General features: G+C 65.0%; 17 protein-coding genes. 3 read left to right on the plus strand and 14 right to left on the minus strand.

The window, feature by feature from the left end; all coding sequences use genetic code 11:
• Positions 1-5 precede the first annotated feature (5 nt).
• From SD196_RS24275 to SD196_RS24290, 4 genes are all read right to left on the minus strand, one after another.
• A complete protein-coding gene (locus SD196_RS24275; protein ID WP_275608872.1) occupies positions 6-920 on the minus strand; it encodes an ABC transporter permease subunit in 915 nt (304 codons plus the stop codon).
• Between the two features lie 225 nt (positions 921-1,145).
• Entirely contained in the window at positions 1,146-2,279 is a 1,134-nt protein-coding gene (locus tag SD196_RS24280; RefSeq protein ID WP_275608873.1) for a branched-chain amino acid ABC transporter substrate-binding protein, read from the minus strand.
• Positions 2,280-2,664: 385 nt separating this feature from the next.
• Positions 2,665-3,948: an FAD-binding oxidoreductase gene (locus tag SD196_RS24285; RefSeq protein ID WP_343576870.1), complete on the minus strand. Its 1,284-nt coding sequence runs from the start codon at positions 3,946-3,948 to the stop codon at positions 2,665-2,667.
• 165 nt (positions 3,949-4,113) lie between these two features.
• Positions 4,114-5,604 (minus strand): aldehyde dehydrogenase family protein, encoded by a 1,491-nt coding sequence (locus SD196_RS24290; protein ID WP_275608875.1) that lies wholly within the window; start codon positions 5,602-5,604, stop codon positions 4,114-4,116.
• 134 nt (positions 5,605-5,738) lie between these two features.
• Between SD196_RS24290 and SD196_RS24295 the strand changes: the two genes are divergently transcribed.
• A complete protein-coding gene (locus SD196_RS24295) occupies positions 5,739-6,635 on the plus strand; it encodes a LysR family transcriptional regulator (RefSeq protein WP_416310772.1) in 897 nt (298 codons plus the stop codon).
• A 98-nt stretch (positions 6,636-6,733) separates the two neighbouring features.
• The gene (nadE, locus tag SD196_RS24300) at positions 6,734-7,561 is read left to right on the plus strand and encodes an ammonia-dependent NAD(+) synthetase (protein ID WP_416310773.1); all 828 of its coding nucleotides are present in this window, start codon (positions 6,734-6,736) and stop codon (positions 7,559-7,561) included.
• Positions 7,562-7,600: 39 nt separating this feature from the next.
• Here the strand turns inward: nadE and trhA are convergent, their stop codons facing one another.
• Entirely contained in the window at positions 7,601-8,227 is a 627-nt protein-coding gene (gene trhA / locus SD196_RS24305) for a PAQR family membrane homeostasis protein TrhA (protein WP_416310774.1), read from the minus strand.
• Between the two features lie 103 nt (positions 8,228-8,330).
• The gene (azu, locus tag SD196_RS24310) at positions 8,331-8,777 is read right to left on the minus strand and encodes an azurin (protein ID WP_243804453.1); all 447 of its coding nucleotides are present in this window, start codon (positions 8,775-8,777) and stop codon (positions 8,331-8,333) included.
• A gap of 370 nt (positions 8,778-9,147) precedes the next feature.
• Here azu and SD196_RS24315 point away from each other — a divergent pair, with 370 nt between their 5' ends.
• On the plus strand, positions 9,148-9,735 hold the full coding sequence (locus SD196_RS24315; RefSeq protein WP_275608878.1) for a TIGR00730 family Rossman fold protein: 588 nt from the start codon (positions 9,148-9,150) through the stop codon (positions 9,733-9,735).
• 7 nt (positions 9,736-9,742) lie between these two features.
• Here SD196_RS24315 and SD196_RS24320 read toward each other — a convergent pair whose 3' ends face one another.
• The 8 genes from SD196_RS24320 to SD196_RS24355 all read right to left on the minus strand — a co-directional run bounded on the left by SD196_RS24320 (position 9,743) and on the right by SD196_RS24355 (position 19,755).
• Positions 9,743-10,180, minus strand: a complete 438-nt coding sequence (locus SD196_RS24320; RefSeq protein WP_416310775.1) for a type IV pilin protein — start codon at positions 10,178-10,180, stop codon at positions 9,743-9,745.
• Positions 10,177-14,286, minus strand: a complete 4,110-nt coding sequence (locus SD196_RS24325) for a pilus assembly protein (protein ID WP_416310776.1) — start codon at positions 14,284-14,286, stop codon at positions 10,177-10,179. Before SD196_RS24325 ends, SD196_RS24320 begins: the two co-directional genes overlap by 4 nt.
• A gap of 15 nt (positions 14,287-14,301) precedes the next feature.
• Positions 14,302-14,814, minus strand: a complete 513-nt coding sequence (locus SD196_RS24330) for a PilX N-terminal domain-containing pilus assembly protein (protein WP_416310777.1) — start codon at positions 14,812-14,814, stop codon at positions 14,302-14,304.
• Positions 14,815-14,852: 38 nt separating this feature from the next.
• Positions 14,853-15,653, minus strand: coding sequence for a PilW family protein (locus tag SD196_RS24335; protein WP_275608882.1), 801 nt, complete (start codon positions 15,651-15,653; stop codon positions 14,853-14,855).
• Positions 15,654-15,663: 10 nt separating this feature from the next.
• A complete protein-coding gene (pilV, locus tag SD196_RS24340; RefSeq protein WP_370600145.1) occupies positions 15,664-16,176 on the minus strand; it encodes a type IV pilus modification protein PilV in 513 nt (170 codons plus the stop codon).
• A gap of 253 nt (positions 16,177-16,429) precedes the next feature.
• On the minus strand, positions 16,430-17,275 hold the full coding sequence (locus SD196_RS24345; protein ID WP_275608884.1) for a mechanosensitive ion channel family protein: 846 nt from the start codon (positions 17,273-17,275) through the stop codon (positions 16,430-16,432).
• Between the two features lie 111 nt (positions 17,276-17,386).
• A complete protein-coding gene (locus SD196_RS24350) occupies positions 17,387-18,511 on the minus strand; it encodes an SO2930 family diheme c-type cytochrome (RefSeq protein ID WP_416310778.1) in 1,125 nt (374 codons plus the stop codon).
• Positions 18,508-19,755, minus strand: coding sequence for a parallel beta-helix domain-containing protein (locus SD196_RS24355; RefSeq protein WP_275608886.1), 1,248 nt, complete (start codon positions 19,753-19,755; stop codon positions 18,508-18,510). The genes SD196_RS24350 and SD196_RS24355 overlap by 4 nt, the downstream gene beginning before the upstream one ends.
• Positions 19,756-19,838 lie beyond the last annotated feature (83 nt).

Genomic DNA, 19,838 nt, shown 5'->3' on the forward strand with positions numbered 1-19,838 from the left:
CATGCTCACACCTTCGATACCTGGGGACGCCCCAGGAGCCCTTGCGGTCGGAAGATCAGGATGGTCACCAGCAGGCCGAAGGCGAACACATCCTTGAAGTCGGTGTTGATCATCCCGGAGAACTGCGCCTCGGCCACACCGAGGATCAGGCCGCCGAGCATGGCGCCGGGCAGCGAGCCGATGCCGCCGAGCACCGCGGCGGTGAACGCCTTGATGCCGATGATGAAGCCGGCATAGAAGTCGAAGGTGCCGTAGTTCATGGTGATCAGCACGCCGGCCAGCGCGGCCATGGCGGCGCCGATGACGAACACGTAGGAGATCACCCGGTCGGTGTTGATCCCCAGGATCGAGGCCATCTTGCGGTCCTGCTGGGTGGCACGGCACATGCGCCCGAGCTTGGTGTACTGGATCACATAGGTCAGCACGGCCATGCCGACGAAGGCGGCGATGAGGATGAACACCTTGGTGTAGGTCAGTTGCACGAAGCCTTCGCCGACGTGGAACTTCAGCGCGCCGTCGAGCAGGGTCGGCACGCCTTGCTGGCGCGGGCCCTGGGACAGCTGCACGTAGTTCTGCAGGATCAGCGACATGCCGATGGCCGAGATCAGCGGCGCCAGGCGCGTGGAGTTGCGCAGTGGCTTGTAGGCGATGCGCTCGATCACCCAGCCGTACAGGCCGGTGATGCAGATGGTGAAGACCAGGGTGCCGAGGATCAGCAGCGGGAAGGACTCGAGGCCGAAGAAGGTCAGCAGCGCCAGGGCGATGGCCGAAAGATAGGCGGAGATCATGTACACCTCGCCGTGGGCGAAGTTGATCATGCCGATGATGCCGTAAACCATCGTGTAGCCGATGGCGATCAGGCCGTAGACCGACCCGAGGGTCAGCCCGTTGATCATTTGCTGGAGAAAGATACCGTCCACGATTGGGTACTCACACAGACAGGGCAGGGAAGGCGGGCGGCAAGCGGGCTGAACGGCTCGTGACCGTCGCCGGGCGAGCGCCGACCTGCGGGGATGCCGGCACCGCTCGTGGCGGCGCCGGCAGGTCGGAGCGGGTGCATGGATGCTGTTCGGGCGCGCCCGTCACCGACCGGACCCCGCAGGGCCCGGCCGGTACGTGGTGGAGCCAGGGCAGCGTCCGGACGCTTACTTCTGTTTTTCCAACTGGTGGTATTTGCCCTTGTCGTCCCACTGGTAGACGACGTAGTCGGAGACCTTCAGGTCGCCCTTCTCGTCCCACTCCTTCTTGCCCATCACGGTTTGCACCGGGTTGGTGTGCAGCCATTTGCTGGCCGCCTGAGGATCGTTCTTGCCGGCGCCGTTGAAGGCGGCGGCAAGCGCCTGTACCGAGGCGTAGGCATACAGGGTGTAGCCTTCCGGCTCGAAGCCGCCGGCGCGGAACTTGTCCACCACGGCCTTGCCGTCCGGGATCAGGCGCGGGTCGGCACCGAAGGTCATCAGCACGCCCTTGGTGTACTGCGGGCCGCCGGCGGTGGTGACCAGCTCGTCGGTGACGATGCCGTCATCGGAGAAGAACACGGTAGTCAGGCCCTGCTCGCGCATCTGCCGTACCAGCGGGCCGGCTTCCGGGTGCAAGCCGCCGAAGAACACCACTTCCGCGCCCGAGGCACGGATCTTGGTGACCAGGGCGTTGAAGTCCTTCTCGCCGCGGGTCAGGCCCTCGTAGAGAACTTCCTTGACACCCAGCTTGTTCAGCTGCGCCTTGGTCGCATCCGCCAGACCCTGGCCGTAGGTGTCCTTGTCGTGGATCACCGCGACCTTCTTGGCCTTCAGCACGTTGACGATGTAGTTGCCGGCGACGATGCCCTGCTGGTCGTCACGACCGCACATGCGGAACATGCCGGTGAGGCCGCGCTCGGTCACCTTCGGGTTGGTCGAGCCGGGGGTGATGGCGATGATGCCGGCCTCGTCATACACCTCGGAAGCGGGGATGGTATTGGAGGAGCAGAAGTGACCGACCACGGCGATGGCCTTGTCCTGGTCGACCAGGCGGTTGGCGACTGCCACGGCCTGCTTGGGCTCGCAGGCGTCGTCGGCCTTCACCAGCTTGATCTTCTCCCCGTTCACGCCACCGGCGGCGTTGATCGCGTTGGCGGCCTCGGTAGCCCCCCGCCAGTACTGTTCGCCGAACGAGGCGTTCGCCCCGGTGTGCGGCCCTGCGACCCCGATAACGACATCAGCCTCTACAAAGGAAGACATGCCCAGCGCGGTGGTTACCGCCAGGGCCAGAAAGCCTTTTCTGAAAATCTTCTGCGACATGGAGTTTTGCTCCTGAGGGTTTTTGTAATGGCGCACGAACTAATGTTGGCGACTTATCGACAGCAAGCCGCGTGCCATTCGTTTTTGTTATTAACCAAGTCCTACAGCAAAAACAGCCAGAGCTGGCGGGCATCAGTGTTAGACACGTGCAACCCGCCGAAAACCGAAGGTGCAACCACTCAATCGAAAAGGCGCAACCCTCCTTCCCGTGGGCTGACACATCCAGCCACCACAGGCGCAACCCCATCCGTAACCATCGCTGTCACCGAACTGCACATCCGCGGTGCAGACCCGTCGGGGTAACGCACCAGTAAGAGGCTAGTCCAAAGTGCAGCGAACGTTGGGGCAGACGCGGCGGGAGGCCCCCGCCCACGCATCGCCGGGCTCAGATCACCACCCGCAGGCACTGCCCGGCGTGGTAGAGCGAGAAGCCCGCTTCGTAGAGACGACTACGCAGGCCAGCGGCGGAAATCTCCTCCATCGGCCGTAGCGGCATCGGCAGCACGCTGGCGTCACCGCCCAGCAGGAAGTCGGCGAAGGCCTTGCCCACCACCGTGCCGGTGGTGACGCCGCGGCCGTTGTAGCCGCTCATGGCGACCAGCCCCGGCGCCGGCTCGAACAGGCGCATGAGGTGGTCGGGGGTGAAGTCGATGCAGCCGGTCCAGGTGAACTCCCATTCCACCTTGCCCAGCTTGGGGAAGTAGTGCTGCTGGATGCGGTCGGCCCAGCTTTTCAGGAACCAGGCCGGCTTGCCGGTGCCCTTGCCGAGGCTGCCGAGCAGCAGGCGACCATCGGCATCGCGGCGGATGCTGCTGAGCACCTGGCGGGTATCCCAGGAGCCCTGCCCGCCCGGCAGGATGCGCGCGGCCTCGGCGCCCTCCAGCGGACGCGAGGCGACCTGGTAGTAGTAGCCGGGGAAGAAGGTGCGGCGCAGCTCGGTCCACTCGCCTTCGGTGTACGCGCTGGAGGCGATCACCACCTGTTCGGCGGTGACCACGCCGCCCTGGGTGATCACGTTCCAGGCGTTGCCCACGCGCACCAGCCCAACCACCGGGGAATGGTGGTACAGCTCGCCGCCGAGCCCCACCACCGCGCGGGCCAGGCCGCTGACGTAGGCCATCGGGTTGAGGGTGCCGGCGCGGCGGTCGAGCAGCGCGCCGGCGATCTTGTCGGTGCCGCAGGCCTGTTCGCACTCGGCGCCGGTCAGCAGCTCGACGGGCGCCCCGCGACGGCTCCACTGTTCGCAGCGGCTGCGCAGGTCCGCCAGGCCGCGGGCGTTGTGCGCCATGTGCAGGGTGCCTTCGCGGCGCGCCTGGCAGGCGATGCCGTACTTGTCGATCAGGGAGAACACCAGGGATGGCGCGTTGCCGAGCATGTGGTTGACCCGCCGGCCGACCTCCGCGCCCATGCCTGCCTCGATCTCGTCCGGAGGAATCCACAGGCCGGCGTTGACCAGGCCGACGTTGCGCCCCGACCCGCCATGCCCGGTGGCGTGGGCGTCGAGCACACAGACCGTCTGGTCCTTTTCCAGCAGATGAAGCGCGGCGGACAGGCCGGTGATCCCGGCGCCGACGACACACACGTCGACCTTGCGATCCCCCCGCAGCATCGGAGCTTCCGGACGTTCGGGGGTCAGGTATTCCCACAGGCACTCTTGGCGAAGCGACATCCAGCGATCCTTCTACGCGAACCTTTGTGAATGACTCTGTACTGCAAGCCCCTATTGCTGCGAGCCGAGGGCTTTGTGTAGGAGCGAGCTTGCTCGCGAACCGCATAACGCTGAAGCCCAACCGGACTCCGTTCGCGAGCAAGCTCGCTCCTACGAAGAGCAAACTCAGTCGAAGACTATGCCCTGGGCCAGCGGCAATTCCCGCGAATAGTTCACGGTGTTGGTCTGCCGGCGCATATAGCCCTTCCAGGCATCGGAGCCGGACTCACGGCCACCGCCGGTTTCCTTCTCGCCACCGAAGGCGCCGCCGATTTCCGCGCCGCTGGGGCCGATGTTGACGTTGGCGATGCCGCAGTCGCTGCCCACCGCCGAGAGGAAGGCCTCGGCCTCGCGCAGGTCGGTGGTGAAGATGCAGGACGACAGGCCCTGGGGCACGGCATTGTTCAGCGCCACCGCCTCTTCGAAGTGCTCGTAGGGCACCACATAGAGGATCGGCGCGAAGGTCTCGTGGCGCACCACGTCGCTCTGCTCCGGCATTTCGGCAATGGCCGGCGACACGTAGTAGGCGTTCGGGTAGCGGTCGGCCAGTTGACGCTCGCCGCCGAACACCACGCCGCCCTCCCCGCGCGCCTGCTCCAGCGCGCCCTGCATGGCCAGGAAGCTGCGCTCGTCGATCAGCGGGCCGACCAGGTTGCCTTCCAGCGGATGGCCGATACGCACCTTGGAATAGGCGGCCTTCAGGCGGCTGACGATCTCGTCCTTCACCGACTTGTGCGCGATCAGCCGGCGCAGGGTGGTGCAACGCTGGCCGGCGGTGCCGACGGCGCTGAACAGGATGGCGCGCACGGCCATGTCCAGATCGGCGCTGGGGGTCAGGATCATGGCGTTGTTGCCGCCCAGTTCGAGAATGCTGCGGCCGAAGCGCGCCGCCACGCGTGGGCCTACTTCGCGGCCCATGCGGGTGCTGCCGGTGGCGCTGACCAGGGCGACACGGACATCGTCCACCAGCGCCTCACCGGCGCTGCGGTCGCCGATCACCACCTGGCTCAGGTGCGCCGGTGCGTCGCCGAACTTCTTCAGCGCGCGCTCGAACAACGCCTGGCAGGCCAGCGCGGTGAGCGGGGTCTTCTCCGACGGCTTCCACACCACCGAGTTGCCGCAGACCAGCGCCAGCGCGGTATTCCACGACCACACGGCGACCGGGAAGTTGAAGGCGCTGATCACGCCGACCACGCCCAGCGGATGCCAGGTTTCGCGCATGTGGTGACCGGGGCGCTCGGAGGCGATGGTCAGGCCGTAAAGCTGCCGCGACAGGCCGACGGCGAAGTCGCAGATGTCGATCATCTCCTGCACTTCGCCCAGGCCCTCCTGAGTGATCTTGCCGGCCTCCCAGGAGACCAGTTCGCCCAGAGCCGCCTTGCTCGCCCGCAGCTCCTCGCCGAACAGCCGCACCAGCTCGCCGCGACGCGGCGCCGGCACCTTGCGCCAGGCCTCGAAGGCATGGGCGGCGCGGCCGATCTTCTGCTCCACTTCGGCGGCGCTTTCCAGACGCACTGCGCCCAGGCGGCTGCCGTCGATGGGGGTATGGATGACCTGATCGCCACCGGTGTAGAGGCGAGCGTCGACGCCGAGGGATTCGAGCAGTGCGGAAATCATGCGGACTCCTGTTTGTTTCGGATCAGGTGATTCAGATGACCTAATGGAATGCCAGCAGTAATAAACGGCTTGCCGAGGCACAACAAACGACGTTTCCTATGCACATCATTCCGTAAATTCATGAACTGCCCGCCATGCTGAGCAAACGCCACCTGCCGTCCATGACTGCCCTGCAATGCTTCGAGGCCGTCGCCCGGCACCTGAGCTTCACCCGCGCCTCGGAGGAGCTGAACCTGACCCAGAGCGCGGTCAGCAAACAGGTGGCGCAGCTGGAAGAGATGCTCCAGCACCTGCTGTTCCGCCGCGTGCGCCGGCGCCTGCAGTTGACCCCGGCGGGCGAGCTGTACCTGCAGGAGGTGCGCAAGATCCTCACCCAGGTGGAGATGTCCACCCACTACCTGCTGTCCTACGGCGGCGAAACTGAGGTCCTGCGAGTGGCGACACCGCCCACCTTCGGCGCACGCTGGCTGATCCCGCGCCTCAATGGCTGGCGCCACCGCCACCCGAACATCCACCTGGACCTGCGCCAGGAGCTGGAACCCAGCGACCTGCTGCAATCGCGCTGCGACATTGCCTTCTTCTTCGGCGCGGGCACCCTGCCCGGCGCGGAATGCCTGCATCTGTTCGGCGAGGAAATGGTGCCAGTGTGCTCGCCGGCCATCCTGCCGGAGCAGCCGCTGAAAGACCCGACCCAGTTGGCCAAACTGGTCCTGCTGCAGAACGCCACCCGCCCGGAGGCCTGGCACGAGTGGTTCCAGAGCCTGGGCAAGCGCAACGAGCACAGCTACCACGGTCCGCGCTTCGACACCTTCTACATGTGCATCCGCGCCGCGCAGGCCGGTTGCGGCGTGGCGCTGCTGCCGCGCTTCCTGGTGGCGGAGGAGCTGGACGAGGGCAAGCTGGTGATCGCCTGGGAGCACGGACTGGCCAGCCGCAGCGGGTATTACCTGGCGTACCCCGAGCACGCCGCGGCGGTGCCCAAGGTGCGGGCCTTCGTGGAATGGATCCAGACTCGCCTGGCGGCGTCCTGATTGGCGCAATTGACCATCGACCCAGCGCCGCAGTCGCTGGTATTTTTCCTGCATTCCAACAGGCATCGGCCTGTCACTGTCCGGATCGAGGTACATCCATGAAAGCCACCCAGCAAGCCATCGCGACCGAGCTGAATGTCCAGCCGCCTTTCAAGGGCCCGGACGACGTCCAGGCTGAAATCCAGCGCCGCGTGCGCTTCATCCAGGACTGCCTGAAAGGCTCGGGCATGAAGACCCTGGTGCTGGGCATCAGCGGCGGTGTCGACTCGCTCACCGCCGGCATGCTCTGCCAGCGCGCGGTGGAAGGCCTGCGCGCCGAGACCGGCGACCAGAGCTATCGCTTCCTCGCCGTGCGCCTGCCCTACAACGTGCAGGGCGACGAGCATGACGCCCAGGAATCGGTGGACGTCATCGCCCCGGACGAGCGCCACACCGTGAACATCGGCCCGTCGGTGCAGGCGCTGGCTGCCCAGACCCTGGCGCTGGAGGGCCTGCCCGCAGGCACCCGCGACTTCGCCCTGGGCAACACCAAGGCGCGCGTCCGCATGGTCGCCCAGTACACCATCGCCAATGCCCGCCAGGGTCTCGTCGTCGGCACCGATCATGCCGCCGAGGCGGTGATGGGCTTCTTCACCAAGTTCGGCGACGGCGCCTGCGACCTCGCCCCACTCACCGGCCTGGTGAAGAACCAGGTCCGCACCATTGCCCGCACCCTCGGCGCACCGGAAAACCTGGTGGAGAAAGTGCCCACCGCCGACCTCGAAGACCTCGCCCCCGGTAAGCCGGACGAACATTCCCACGGCGTGACCTACAAGGAAATCGACGCCTTCCTGCATGGCGAGGAGGTCAGCCAGGAAGCCTTCGACATCATCGTCCGCACCTTCGAGAAGACCCGCCACAAGCGCGCCCTGCCGACCACCCCATGATCCGCCGATGGCGCGGGAGCCCTCCCGCGCCAGCCGGGCTCACCGCGCCGGGATGACGTAGCGCCAGATGGCGATGAAGTGCAGCAGGCTGCCGGCGATCACGAACAGGTGCCAGATGCCATGCCAGTGGCGGAAGCGGCTGTCGTAGGCGAAGAAGATGATGCCGATGGTGTAGAAGGCGCCGCCCCCTACCAGCCAGGCGAGCCCGGCGCCGCCCAGCGCGCGATACAGCGGGCCTACGGCGATCAGCACGATCCAGCCCATCACCGCGTAGATGATGATCGACAGCACCCGCGCCTCGGAGCGCGGCTTGATCTCCTGGAGCATGCCGATCACCGCCATGCTCCAGACGATGCCGAACAGCGTCCAGCCCCAGGCGCCCTTGAGCGTCACCAGGCAGAACGGCGTGTAGCTGCCGGCGATCAGCAGATAGATGGACAGGTGGTCGAGCTTGCGCAGGATGACCTTCGCCCGTCCGCGCACGCTGTGGTACAGCGTGGAAATGCTGTAAAGCATCGTCAACGTAGTGCCGTACACCGCCACGCTGACGATGCGCAGCGGCTCGCCGAGCAGGCTGGTGGCGACCAGCAGGCTGATGCCGCCGACCAGCGCCGCCACGGCTCCGATCAGATGGGTCCAGGCATTGAAGCGTTCACCGTGATACATGGCATCCCCCGCTGCGGATTCGACCAGAGACACCCTATCGTCGTTGCATGAATTGAAAAGCCCGACCTTGAGTCGGGCTTTTCGTACCGGAACGAGGTCCGGATCACTTCAGGGTCAGGGTGCCCTTCATCATGGCCGAGTGGCCCGGGAAGGAGCAGAAGAAGGCGTACGCATCGCCCGCCTTGAGCTTGGACACATCGAAGGTCACCGAGTCCTTCTCGCCGGAACCGATGATCTTGGTGTGAGCGATCACGCGGGTGTCGCCATCCTTGATGTAGTTCTTGTCCAGGCCGGCGGCCATGCCGTCGGTCACCACGCCCTGCATGTCGGCGGCGGTGGTCAGCACCCAGTTATGGCCCATGACGTTCTTCGGCAGGCTGCCGGGGTGGGACAGGTTGACGGTGAAGGTCTTGCAGCTCTTGTCGACGCTGATGGCGTTGGTGCTGAACTGCATCTGGTCGTTGCCCTGGATGTCCACGGAGCATTCGGCGGCCAGCAGCGGAGCACTGAACAGGCCGAGCAGGGATACAGCAGCGAGTTTACGGAACATACAAGCCTCCTAGGCAGGTTGGGCGGAGAAACCTGAAGGGGAGACTGCCCGATGAGCGGTCGAGTTCCCCTGATCCAAGTCAATAACGCACGGGCGATTTGCCACGGCGCAAGCCTCGAAATGTCTATCAGCCTCATCCAGTTCTTCAACGAGGCAGATCAGCGCACCCCGTCTAGCATAGACCCCACACCCCGGCCCCACTGGAGTCCCCGCCATGAAACTTCATCCCCTGTTACAAACCCTGCTCGCCAGCTACGCACTGGCCGCCTCGGCCGGCGGCGGTCAACACGACTGAAATCCGTCACACAGGTCTTGGTCGCTCCCGCTCCAGCCGCTACCCTGACGCCCTTGATCAGTCCGGGAGCTCTCCATGTCCTTGCGTTCCATCTGCGTGTTCTGCGGCGCCAGCCCCGGCGCCACTCCGATCTACCAGGAAGCCGCCGAAGCCCTCGGCCGCCATCTGGCCGAACGTGGCATCCGCCTGGTCTACGGCGGCGGCGCGGTCGGCCTGATGGGGATGGTGGCTGACGCCGCACTGGCGGCAGGCGGAGAAGTCATCGGCATCATTCCGCAGAGCCTGAAAGAGGCGGAAATCGGCCACAAGGGCCTGACACGCCTGGAGGTGGTGGACGGCATGCATGCCCGCAAGGCACGCATGGCCGAACTGAGCGATGCCTTCATCGCGCTGCCGGGCGGCCTGGGCACGCTGGAGGAGCTGTTCGAGGTCTGGACCTGGGGCCAGCTCGGTTACCACGGCAAGCCGCTGGGTCTGCTGGAGGTCAACGGCTTCTATGAACCCCTGCTGACCTTCCTCGACCACCTGGTGCAGGAGCGCTTCGTCCGCCCGCAGCACCGCGAGATGCTCCAGCGCGCCAGCTCGCCGGCAGAACTGATCGACGCCCTGCAGGCCTGGACGCCTTCGGCCGCGCCCAAGTGGGTGGATCGCAGCCCTACCTGAGCCGTACTCAGCGCCAACAGTCGGCGGCATCCCCCGCCGCCGATTGTTGCTCCCCGATGGTATTCAGGCTGAGCGCGCCACAACGCAAGTCCTGCGCCTGGCTGTCTTGCGGCGTGGCGGTGAGTCGGTAGCCGCCGTCCGCATCCGTTCCGGACTCGACGGTCAGCAGATACCTGCCGCTGGTGGAGTCCGCCCCCTTCGCCGTCACGCGCGGCAGCCCCAGCTTGGCGAGGTCACCGGTGGCCACGACGTAGCTGTTGTTCTGGGCGAAGTAACGCTCCTCCCGTGCCGCCGCATCGAGTAACAGCGCCTGCCCTTCGCTGCGACTGGCGCGCAGGACATGCTGCCGATAACCGGGGTAGCTGATTGCCGCCAGAATGGCTGCGATGGCCACCACCAGCATGAGTTCGACAAGGGTGACGCCCGTTTCCGCAGGCCTGTTCATTTCACCGCCTCCGGCATCTGCGTCCAGGTCTGCCGGCCGCTGAGCTCACCGAAAGCAAGCCTGCGTTGCTTGCCACTGGCATCGAACAGCGAGTCACCGCTGAAGGTCACGCCTCCCGCGGCTATCGGAACGCTGCTGGGAACCGTGCCGGCAACCAGGTCCTGGTCATCCACCTTGCCATCGCCATTCAGGTCGAACACCGGGAACAGTGTCGCCCCTCCGAAAGCCGCGCCGAGCACCAGGGCACTGCCCTCGAGCCCGGGTGAACAGGGATCGGCATTGGGCGTCACCGTCAGGACCTGGAGCAGGGTTCCACGCACCTTGGGTGTGGCAATGACTCGCTCGCCTTGCAAACGGCCGCCGACTTGAAGGTCCAGCACCCAACCGGAGTCACGCGCCCAGTCGATGGACTTCTGGCTCACTCTGCGGCTGCCCACCAGGCTCTTGCTTTCGAAGGTCTGCGTAACCAGGTCGGCGCGGGTAAGGCGCGGAGTCGTCCTGGCCGCGCCGCCATCAGTCTGCCGGTCCCAGATGCCGTAGATCGATTGCAGCGCGCTGGAGGCCTTGTCGCTGGCAGTGAAGTAACGGCCCGTGCCGAAATAGACCATCAGTCCCTTGCCGGAGGGATGCTTCATGAAGGCCGGCGCGGCGGTGATCGCCTGGGCAGTCGGGTCCGCCGCGCTGGCGGTCGCGTGATAAAGCGGTTGGTTGCCGAAGGAAACGGCGAAGCGCGAGGCGCTCACCGACGACATCGAACCCAAGGCATCCCGGGTCCCCGCATCGATCAGGTCGAACCGCCACAGGTTGCCCCGCAGATCGCCCGCATAGGCATAGTCGGCAATGCCATCACCGTTCACGTCCGCTGCGCTGACCGCCGAAAGACCATTGGCCCCGCTTGCCGAGGTGGTGAGTTTGGCCAGCACGCGCCCATCGGCAATATCGAGCAGGAACAGGCCGGCCGTCCCATCACGCCCTCCGTAGCCATTGCCCAGCAGCACCGCCCACTGGCCGCTGTGCAGGCGAGCGATCACCGGCGCGGAGAGGGTGTAGCCCAGCTCGGGATCATCCTGCGCGGTGAACTCCCACAGCAGCGAGACGGCGCCGGGATCGGTAATGTCCAGGGCAAAGACTCCGCGCCCGCCCGCGCCCAGCACACCGACCAGCACCCGATGCCAGGCACCGTTGAAATATGCGTCGGACACGGCGGGCGAGCCATCCACGTAATAGCGATGGCGCCCCGCCTCGCTGGCGTATCGGCGATCGGCGAGCAGATGAAGGTTGGGGATGACCGGGGTCGGGACATACGCGAAGGTTTCCACCCCGGACTTCGCATTGAAGGCATGCAGCATGCCGTCATTGGCCCCGACATAGACCTGATCGTCGTGCCCATCTTGTGCCGCAACGAACGCCCGATAACTACCGCTGCCGCCATCCAGCCGCTCGGCAACGCCAACCAGCAGCGCAGCCTTATTGCCCAGGACAGGTATCGAATTGACGATGTCGCCAATCAGGCTCGTACGCTGGCGATAAACGTCCTCATGCGTGGTATCACCCTTGAGGAAATTCACGCTGGCGGCATCCAGATGGTCTTGCAAGTCGGCCCCGGCAAAGCGGCGACCGGCCAGATGCTCGAAGGTGAAATCCTGCAAACCGGTACCGCTGGCATTCGCCATCAGTATTCTTCGCTCGCTCCACCGGGGCAGGCGCTCGCTGGCCTTCCACTCCAGCCTGGGAGTGCCGGAACTGCCAGCCCTGGGTAGGACTCGCTTGATCAGATCACCACCCCAGGTGCCGACTTCCAGTTGCGTGCTGTACAGCTCGAAATCATTCCCACCGGACTCCTGTGGCGAAACGATGGGCGCCGTCATGGCAGCAGAGGCTTGCAGGCTCGGATTGAGCGTTCGGGACAGCTGCTCTTTCAGCCGAGGCACATCAGCCAGCGGGAAGTAGTTGTCCGGGGTACCGGGCTTGCGCGAATCCCACTCGCCATCCACCGGCAGGGGCGACCGCCGAGCATCGAACCCACCCCACTTGGCCGCGTACCACAGAGGGTTCTGCAGAGGGGTGACCTGCCTTGAACTGTCCGGAATGAAGATCCGGGCCGAGCCGTCGGCTTCCAGCGCTTGGCAAGCGCTACCGCGCGGCTCGCACTCGCCGGCCCAGTACCCGACAGGCGTGTCGCGCGGATCGTTGAGCGTATCGCCGCCCGACACTTCGAGATAGACGCCATCCCGCGTTGTCCCGGCCATCGTGTACCCCAGATGCAGCGCTCGGCCAGTGCCGCCACGCACCGTTTTCAAGGTGACGCTCAGCCTGTTGTCTGCATTGACCCTGGCGCTGTAGAGCACGACAGCCTCGTCTTCGAACGCCACGCGAAACACCACCTCCGGGCGCCCGCCATTCACCTGAGCGGACGGCTTCTGCCCCGGCAGGTTGTGCATCGACTGTACGAAGAAGGCGCTCACCTGCGCCGGCACAGAGGGCTTGCCCGGCGATACGAGCTTGCCGAACGGGATCAGGGTGGCCATACCGTCGCCCACCGGAATCCGGATACCGGGCATGGGGGAAGCAAGGGCAATGACCAAGGTGGTGACCGGCAGGCCGGTCGTGGTGATGGGGTGCAGGTTGCCGAAGTAGGCGACGCTGGCGGCGTTGTAGGTCCCTTCCCCGGCCGGTTCTTCCGGTAATCCGCGAAGGCTGCCGAAGCCGCTCGCCGACTTGGCGGTCGGGGCCGCGTCGGTAGCGCTGCTGCTGACTTCCCCGATGGCGACCCGCTGCATGCCGCCGCCCGTCTCATGATTCCAGAGGGTCATTCCCAACGCGGAAACATCCAGCTGCGCCAGGCTGCCACTGGCCTGGTCGAACGAGCCGAAGGGGCTGCCCGGCAGCTGCGAGTCGTGACTTGGACTCGTATCACTGAGGACCGTAATCAAGGGCGGCGAACAACGGTGAGCAAGATCCGCTCGGTAGGGATCGCCCCACTGCGCGGAGTGGTCGGTGGATGCGGGGCTCGCGGCGCCGCTGAAGTAGCGCAACGCATCGAGCATGATCCTACCCAACGGATTCGCCCCGCCCGAGCAGATCGCCGTGCCACACAATGCGCGCAAACCATCAAGACTGGAGATGATGGCCGGTTTGGTTCGAACCCCACCCTTGCCCTTCGCACCGAAGATCCCGGTTTCCGCGTCGACCTCGTCAGCGAAAGAGCCGATGGCCTTGCGCAATACACCACCCGGCAGATCACGCACGCCGGTGCCCATCATCAAACCGAAGTACATCTGGTCGTCTTCGCCGTATGCCTGCAGCAGTCCCGTCGGCTTGTAGTGCTTGCTCGGGTACTGCTTGCAGTTGCCTTCCAGCAGCCCCGGAACACACACCCTGACTCTCACGGCGAAGTCGCTCGGGGTGATGTTCTGCGCCTGCGCCGCCACCGCCCCATGCCCCATCCAGTCCCAGGCACTGAGATTGGCCACATCGGGCAGAACGCTCAGGTAGGTAGTCCCATTGACCAGTGCGCTGCCATTGGCGAACAACGTGCGATTCGCCCCCTGGGGTGCAGAGAAGGGCGTGTAGTCCGCCAGATCGAATCCGGCGTCCGTCGTACCGGCATATTCCCTACCCCAGGCAAGAGCCCCCTGGGGAATGAACGAACGCCCGAGCACCGTCTCGCCTTCGCTGTCCGTCGAGCGATAACCGCCATAGAGCACCTTGCGCAGTGCGTCCGCCCGCGAGGTGGTCAGGTAGTTGAGAAAGTCCCCGCTCCAACGACCTGCGCTGTTTCTGCAGACCTTGTCATCGGTGAACGCGACCGGCACGAACAGCTGCTCGCCTGTTGCATACCGATAGCACTTCCCGGAGTCGAAATAGCCGAAATGAGCGGTTGCCGGGTCGTAACCGTGGGTATCGCCGGCGTCGCCGTAGGCGGGAAGAAACAACTTCTGATCCAGCCCCACCACCAGGAGATTCAGTGGCGGCATGGAGGGGCTGACGAACAACGGTGTCTGGGCAGGCACAGTTCCGGTCGCCGGAATTGTCTCCTCTACTGCACAGGCCTCCACCACCACAAACCCGGCCAGCAGCAGGAGTCCATATCGATGTCTGCTCATCGGCAGCCTCCCTGCTCAATCATCATGGTGCTTGGCGTACACCGAGCGCAGCTTCTGGCTGCCACTGCCCGCACAGTCGCCGGCACAACTGTTGACCTCATAGAGGAAGGTGCCGCCCTTGCCTCCCGCCGTGCATTCCGTACTGACGCAGTCGGCCCCACCGCCGATCAGTGCCACATACCATTTGACGGGCAGCTCCTCCGCTCCAGAGGAGCCGCTGGAGGGCGCCATCTCCGTGGCAACCTCATCGCCCTGCGCAAAGCGCGGAGCGCTATAGCCGCCGCTGTGCGCGGCATCGGGGTAAGGCATGCACATCTGCGGGGTACAGCTCATGGCCAGTGCATTGAGCGATGCCCCGGAGTAGGCATCCACGCGCGCCTCGGCAATGCGCAACCCCGCTTCGGCGTCATTGAACCAGCGCTGTTGCGCGGCCGAGTGGCCGGCGATGCGTGATTCGACCACGGCGCTTCGGACGCCCGACAAGGCCAGCATCGTCATGATCAGCAGGAGGATCAGCGCTACGAACAACGTCGCTCCACGCTGGGAAAACCGCTCACCCTGCCGCCTCATGGCATGAGATTCCTCAGCATGACGGTCCCTTGGCTGACCTGGTACAACTGGCCGGAGTCGCCGGACACCGCACTGGCTTCCGTGCCGCTCAACAACTTCCAGTCGGCAACGGCCGTTGCCTTGCTCACGGCATCTCGAAGATTCCTGCCGCTGCTGCGCAGCAACACCTTGTAGCCCACCCCAACCACAGGCTGCCCGTCCTCGGGAACGCCACCGATATAGCGCGCCAGTTCCCTCGGTTGCACGGCGCTGGCGACCGCCACCTGGAACACCAGATCGACCAGCCCATCCACCAGCGCCTCATCACCCTGGGCACTGGCGCAGCGCAGGTCACCTGCGCTGCCCAGGTAGATCTTTTCGACGACGACGAGCTGGGTGCTGGCGTAGGGCTCGGCGAGCTCCGCAGCGTTGGAAGCCCGATTGCCCAGGCAGTCACGATCGGATTTGTCGCGTGGCTGATAGCGAATGCAGAGCGCCGACCGGCCCAGGTACTGCACAGCCCTCCCCGGCGCAAAACTGCAGCCCTTGACGATGCCGCCGGAAGCGCCGCTGAACGCCGCCTCCATGTCCTGCGTCAGCGGGTTCCTGCGATAACCGGCGCGGCTCAGCTCCTGTTGCAGGAACAACGACACGAAGCGCCGGTTCTCCTGGTTCTGCAACTGCCCTTGCTGGAAGAGATAGGTGCGCTGGTTGTCCAGATAGACCTGGGTGATTCCCAGGATCAGGAAGCTGCTCAGCGCGAGGGCGATCATCAACTCAACCAGGGACAATCCACCCTGATACCGCGGGCCTTCCATGGCTCACCTCCTAGATTCGAGTGCGTAATCGATAGCGGCAGATCGGCTCCGCCGCATTGGCGGCATTGGAGTCCAGGCACTCCCCCGGCCTGACCTTCCAGGCCAGTTGGATCTCCAGGACCTCCCCGGCCACCGTGCAGCGGTTTTCCCCATCTGATCGACAGACATGAAACTCATCGACCAGCAGCTCCCTGGCGCCCGGCAGCAATGCGCTCGCCCGCTGGGCCCAGCACGCCAGTTGCTGCTCAGCAGCATTGGGGGTGTTCGCGCAGGTAGTAGGAGCGCCGGGGAAGCTCACACCGGCCGTCTTGAGATAGCCCGCCGGAATCGGCTGACCGCCACTGCGCAGGCGAATCATCTCCACCAGGTCATTCGCCAAAGCAGCCGCCGTATTGCGCTGGGCCGAGTCCTGGACGTACTGCAACGCGCGGCCTTGCAGGGCAACCATTCCCAGCAGCCCGATGCAGGTCAGCACGACCGCCACCAGCACCTCGATCAGGCTGAAGCCGAGTGCGTACTTCATGGCAGTCCCTCGCACATGGGTGAAATCACCGGATGCACGTAGCCTGCGACGGCAAAGCTGAGCGGGTCAGTCAGACTGGGATGGCGTTCGAGCGCGATTCGTCCGTGCGGGATGAAAAACAAATCTCAACCAGCGGAAGAATCGGTACGGGAAACCCGCTCACATCGCTGAACGAAACGGCCGGAGAACATAAAAAAACCGCCCCAGAGGGGCGGCATAACAAGGGATAGGGTTGAAACGGGATTCGCGGCGCTTACGACGTCTGCTGCACGATCACCGTCTGCGCCGGCATCGGCGCCGGGAAGTCGGTGCCCAGGGCTTCCTTGATGGTGCGGTTGGTGTCGAAGTAGACCTGCCAGTAGTTGTCGTTGTGGCAGTACGGACGCACCGCCAGCACCGGGCCGACCAGGTTGAACTCGAGGATTTCCACATCCACCGCAGGCTCGCTCAGTACGTTGGGAACCGCCGCGATGCGCTGCTTGAGCACGGCGACGGCCGCCTGGTAATCGGCCGCGCCGGACAACTGGGCCTTGAGGTCCACCCGGCGGAAGGCGTTGTGACTGTAGTTCTGGATGGTGTCGCCGAAAATCTTGTTGTTGCCCACCAGGGTCAGCACGTTGTCCGGGGTGTTGATCGCGGTAACGAACAGGCCGATCTCCTTCACGGTGCCAGTCACGCCACCGGCGGTGATGAAGTCGCCCACCTTGAATGGCCGCAGCACGATGATGAAGCCGCCCGCGGCCAGGTTGGCCAGCAGGCCGGACCAGGCCATGCCGATGGCGACGCCCGCCGCTGCGATCAGCGCGGCGATGCTGGTGGTCTGCACGCCGAAGTAACCGAGGATGCCGATCACCAGGAGGATGTTCAGGGTGACCGTGATGAAGGAGCCGACGTAGCGCAGCACCGTGGGGTCCACGCTCTGCCTGGAAAGCGCCTTCTCCACCATGCTCACGGCCATGCCGATCAGCCATCGACCGACCACCCAGAAGGCGATGGCCGCGAGAATCTTGATACCAAAGGCGAACGCGTACTGCGAAACCGTCGCCCATAGCGCGTTGATCTTCTCCGTACCCACATTGATGATGTTCGTATCTTCCATGGAAGCGCACCTGCGAGAGAAAGGGACCTGATGAAAGCTAGCACGGCCCCGACAGTTTGCTCGGTGTAGTGCGCAGCCTAGAGCCCTGGCGGGCTCCGGGCCATTTCCGCCTCAGCAGTCGCCGGGCATTTCGCTGATCCAGCGATTGAGCATTTCCAGCCCCTCGCGATGCACGAGACCGCGCCCCAGCTCGGGCATCATGTCACCGGGCTTGTCGCTGCCGACGCGGTAGCTGAGCACGGATTTCTCCGGGCTACCGGGATGGATGTCCTCCAGCCGGCCGCCGGTGCCGCCGCCCGCCGCCACCGGTGGTTTGCAGACACCGTAGGCAATGGAGACCGGCGTGTGCGGATCGAGGTACAGCCCGGAGGTACGCGCCGCGCCTTTCGGGTTGTGGCAGTGCGAGCAGTTGGCATCGAGGTAGCTGCGTGCCTGTTTTTCCAGGGTTTCGCCCGCGCGCGGGTGGCCCCACAGCGCATTCTGCGGCACCTGCGCCAGCGCCGGCAGGCCCTTGAGGAAGCCGCGGGCCTGCCAGTGCTGCAGTTGGTTGTCGCTGCCTTCGGCATAGGCGAAGTCCTTGTTCAGGTGTCGCGCCTTGGGCCCCAGTGGCGCGATGCCGGCGCCCTTCTGCTCGGCGTGACATTCGGAGCACTGGTTGGCATCCGGGACCATGTAGCTGAAGGCGACCTTCCGGTTGCCTTCGCCGGTGAGCTCCAGCGATTGAGTGTCGCCCGCCAGCTCCAGGCGCGCCTCGTGCTGCTCCTTGTCCCAGACGTAGGGCAGCGCCGTCCAGCCGTCCTTCTGCCGCACCAGCACGCGGGTTTCCACCAGGCGGACCTTGTCCAGCTCCAGGCCGGCCTTGGGATCACGGTCGTCCTGGCTGTTCTGCAGCAGGTTGCCCTGGGCGTCCTTGGGGTAATAGAAGGTCTTGGTCAGCACGGTGCCGACGGGATAGTCGAAGCGGTCCTCGGCGTACTGCGCGGCCTGCCCGTCCGGCATCCAGATAGTGCGCAGCTTGTGCGCGTAGTCGGTGAACAGCGGCGTATTCAGGTCGTAGGGCAGTACCTCGGCGGCCGGCGTCAGATGACCGTCCGCCAGGTGCAGCATGCCCCAGCCACTGAGTTTCTCCGGGTAATCGTCGCCCTCGGGCTGATAGCGCGGCTTGCTCTCCTGCCCGCACCCGGCCAGTCCAACGGCCAGGGCGAGCGACAACAGGAACGAAGCGTGTCCGGTCATGCCTTGCCGCCCTTCTCGCCGAGGCCGGCCTGCTCGATCTTCGGCAGCGGCTTGAGCTTGCACTGGTGCACGCTCATGTCGGTGCTGATGTTCTTGTAGCCGTTAGGCCCGTCGACGTTGACGATGCCGGCGTTGCCGTTGTCGATGCAGATCGACAGCGCCTCGGGGAGCTTGCCATCGACCAGTTTCTGCTGGTTGAAGTAGCCGTCCCAGAGGATGTCCGGCAGGCGCCCGTTGAGGCCGAACTTGGCGACCTTCAGCGCCTTGAGCTCCATGTGGTCGGGGCTGTCGCCGCCGGGACCGAAGGTGTTGCCGTGGATGTAGATGCCTTCGGGATAGGGGTCGAAGTTCGGCTGAGTGGCCTTGTCCGAATAATTGGTGCTGAAGTAGCTGCTGATGATGACGTTGGCGGTTTTGTGGTTGCCGATCTTGTTGTCGAAGATCTCCACGTCGTCGTTGGAGTTCACCACCACGCCCGAGCCCGCCGGCACGCTGGCCACCGGAGTGCCCTTGTGGCCGAAGTTGTCGTGGTTGTTGCCCTGCACGTCGTTGTTGAAGACGCGGGTGCCGCGCCCCGGCTGCTGCAGGTTGGGCATGTTGAAGACGAGGATGCCGCCGGTGTTGTCGGTGGCGACGTTGTCGTAGACGTCGGCGCCGATGGTGTTCTCGATCTCGATGCCGGCGACGTTGCGCTCGGCGCGGTTGTTGCGCACCACCACGTTGCGCGACTGGCCGACGTAGATGCCGGAGTCGGAGGCGCCGATGGCGACGTTGCCTTCGAGCAGGGTGTTCTCGGTCTGCACCGGGTAGATGCCGTAGCCGCCGTTATCGGTGGACGCGCCGTTGGTCCACTCGGTGCGAATGTTGCGGATGACGATGTTCTTGCCGCCGATGACCTTCAGGCCGTCGCCCTTGGTGTCCTCGATGGCGAGGTTCTCCAGGGTGAAGTCGGAGGCGTCGACGAACAGACCTTCGGCGCCGGCCTTCTGGTTCTTGAAGCTCAGGATGGTCTTGTCCATGCCGGCGCCGCGGATGGTCACGCCGTCCACCTTCAGGCTGAGGCTGCGGTCGAGGTGGTAGGTCCCCGCCGGGATGTCGATGACGTCGCCGGCCTTGGCCTTGATCAAGCGCGCCTGCAGGTCCTTCTGGAAATCGGCGCTAACGGCGGCGGTGGGTTTGTCGCCTTCGCCGCAGGCAGCCAGGGCAACGGAGACGGCGATCAGGGACAAGCAGGCGAGACGCATGGCGGGCACTCCGGTCTTGTTCTTATGATTCTGGAACTATAGTGCCAAGTAATTTCCATGGATAGCCCCGGAGAACAGAAAAC

Origin of the sequence: Pseudomonas macauensis (assembly GCF_047902425.1) — a bacterium.
Taxonomy (GTDB): Bacteria; Pseudomonadota; Gammaproteobacteria; order Pseudomonadales; family Pseudomonadaceae; genus Pseudomonas.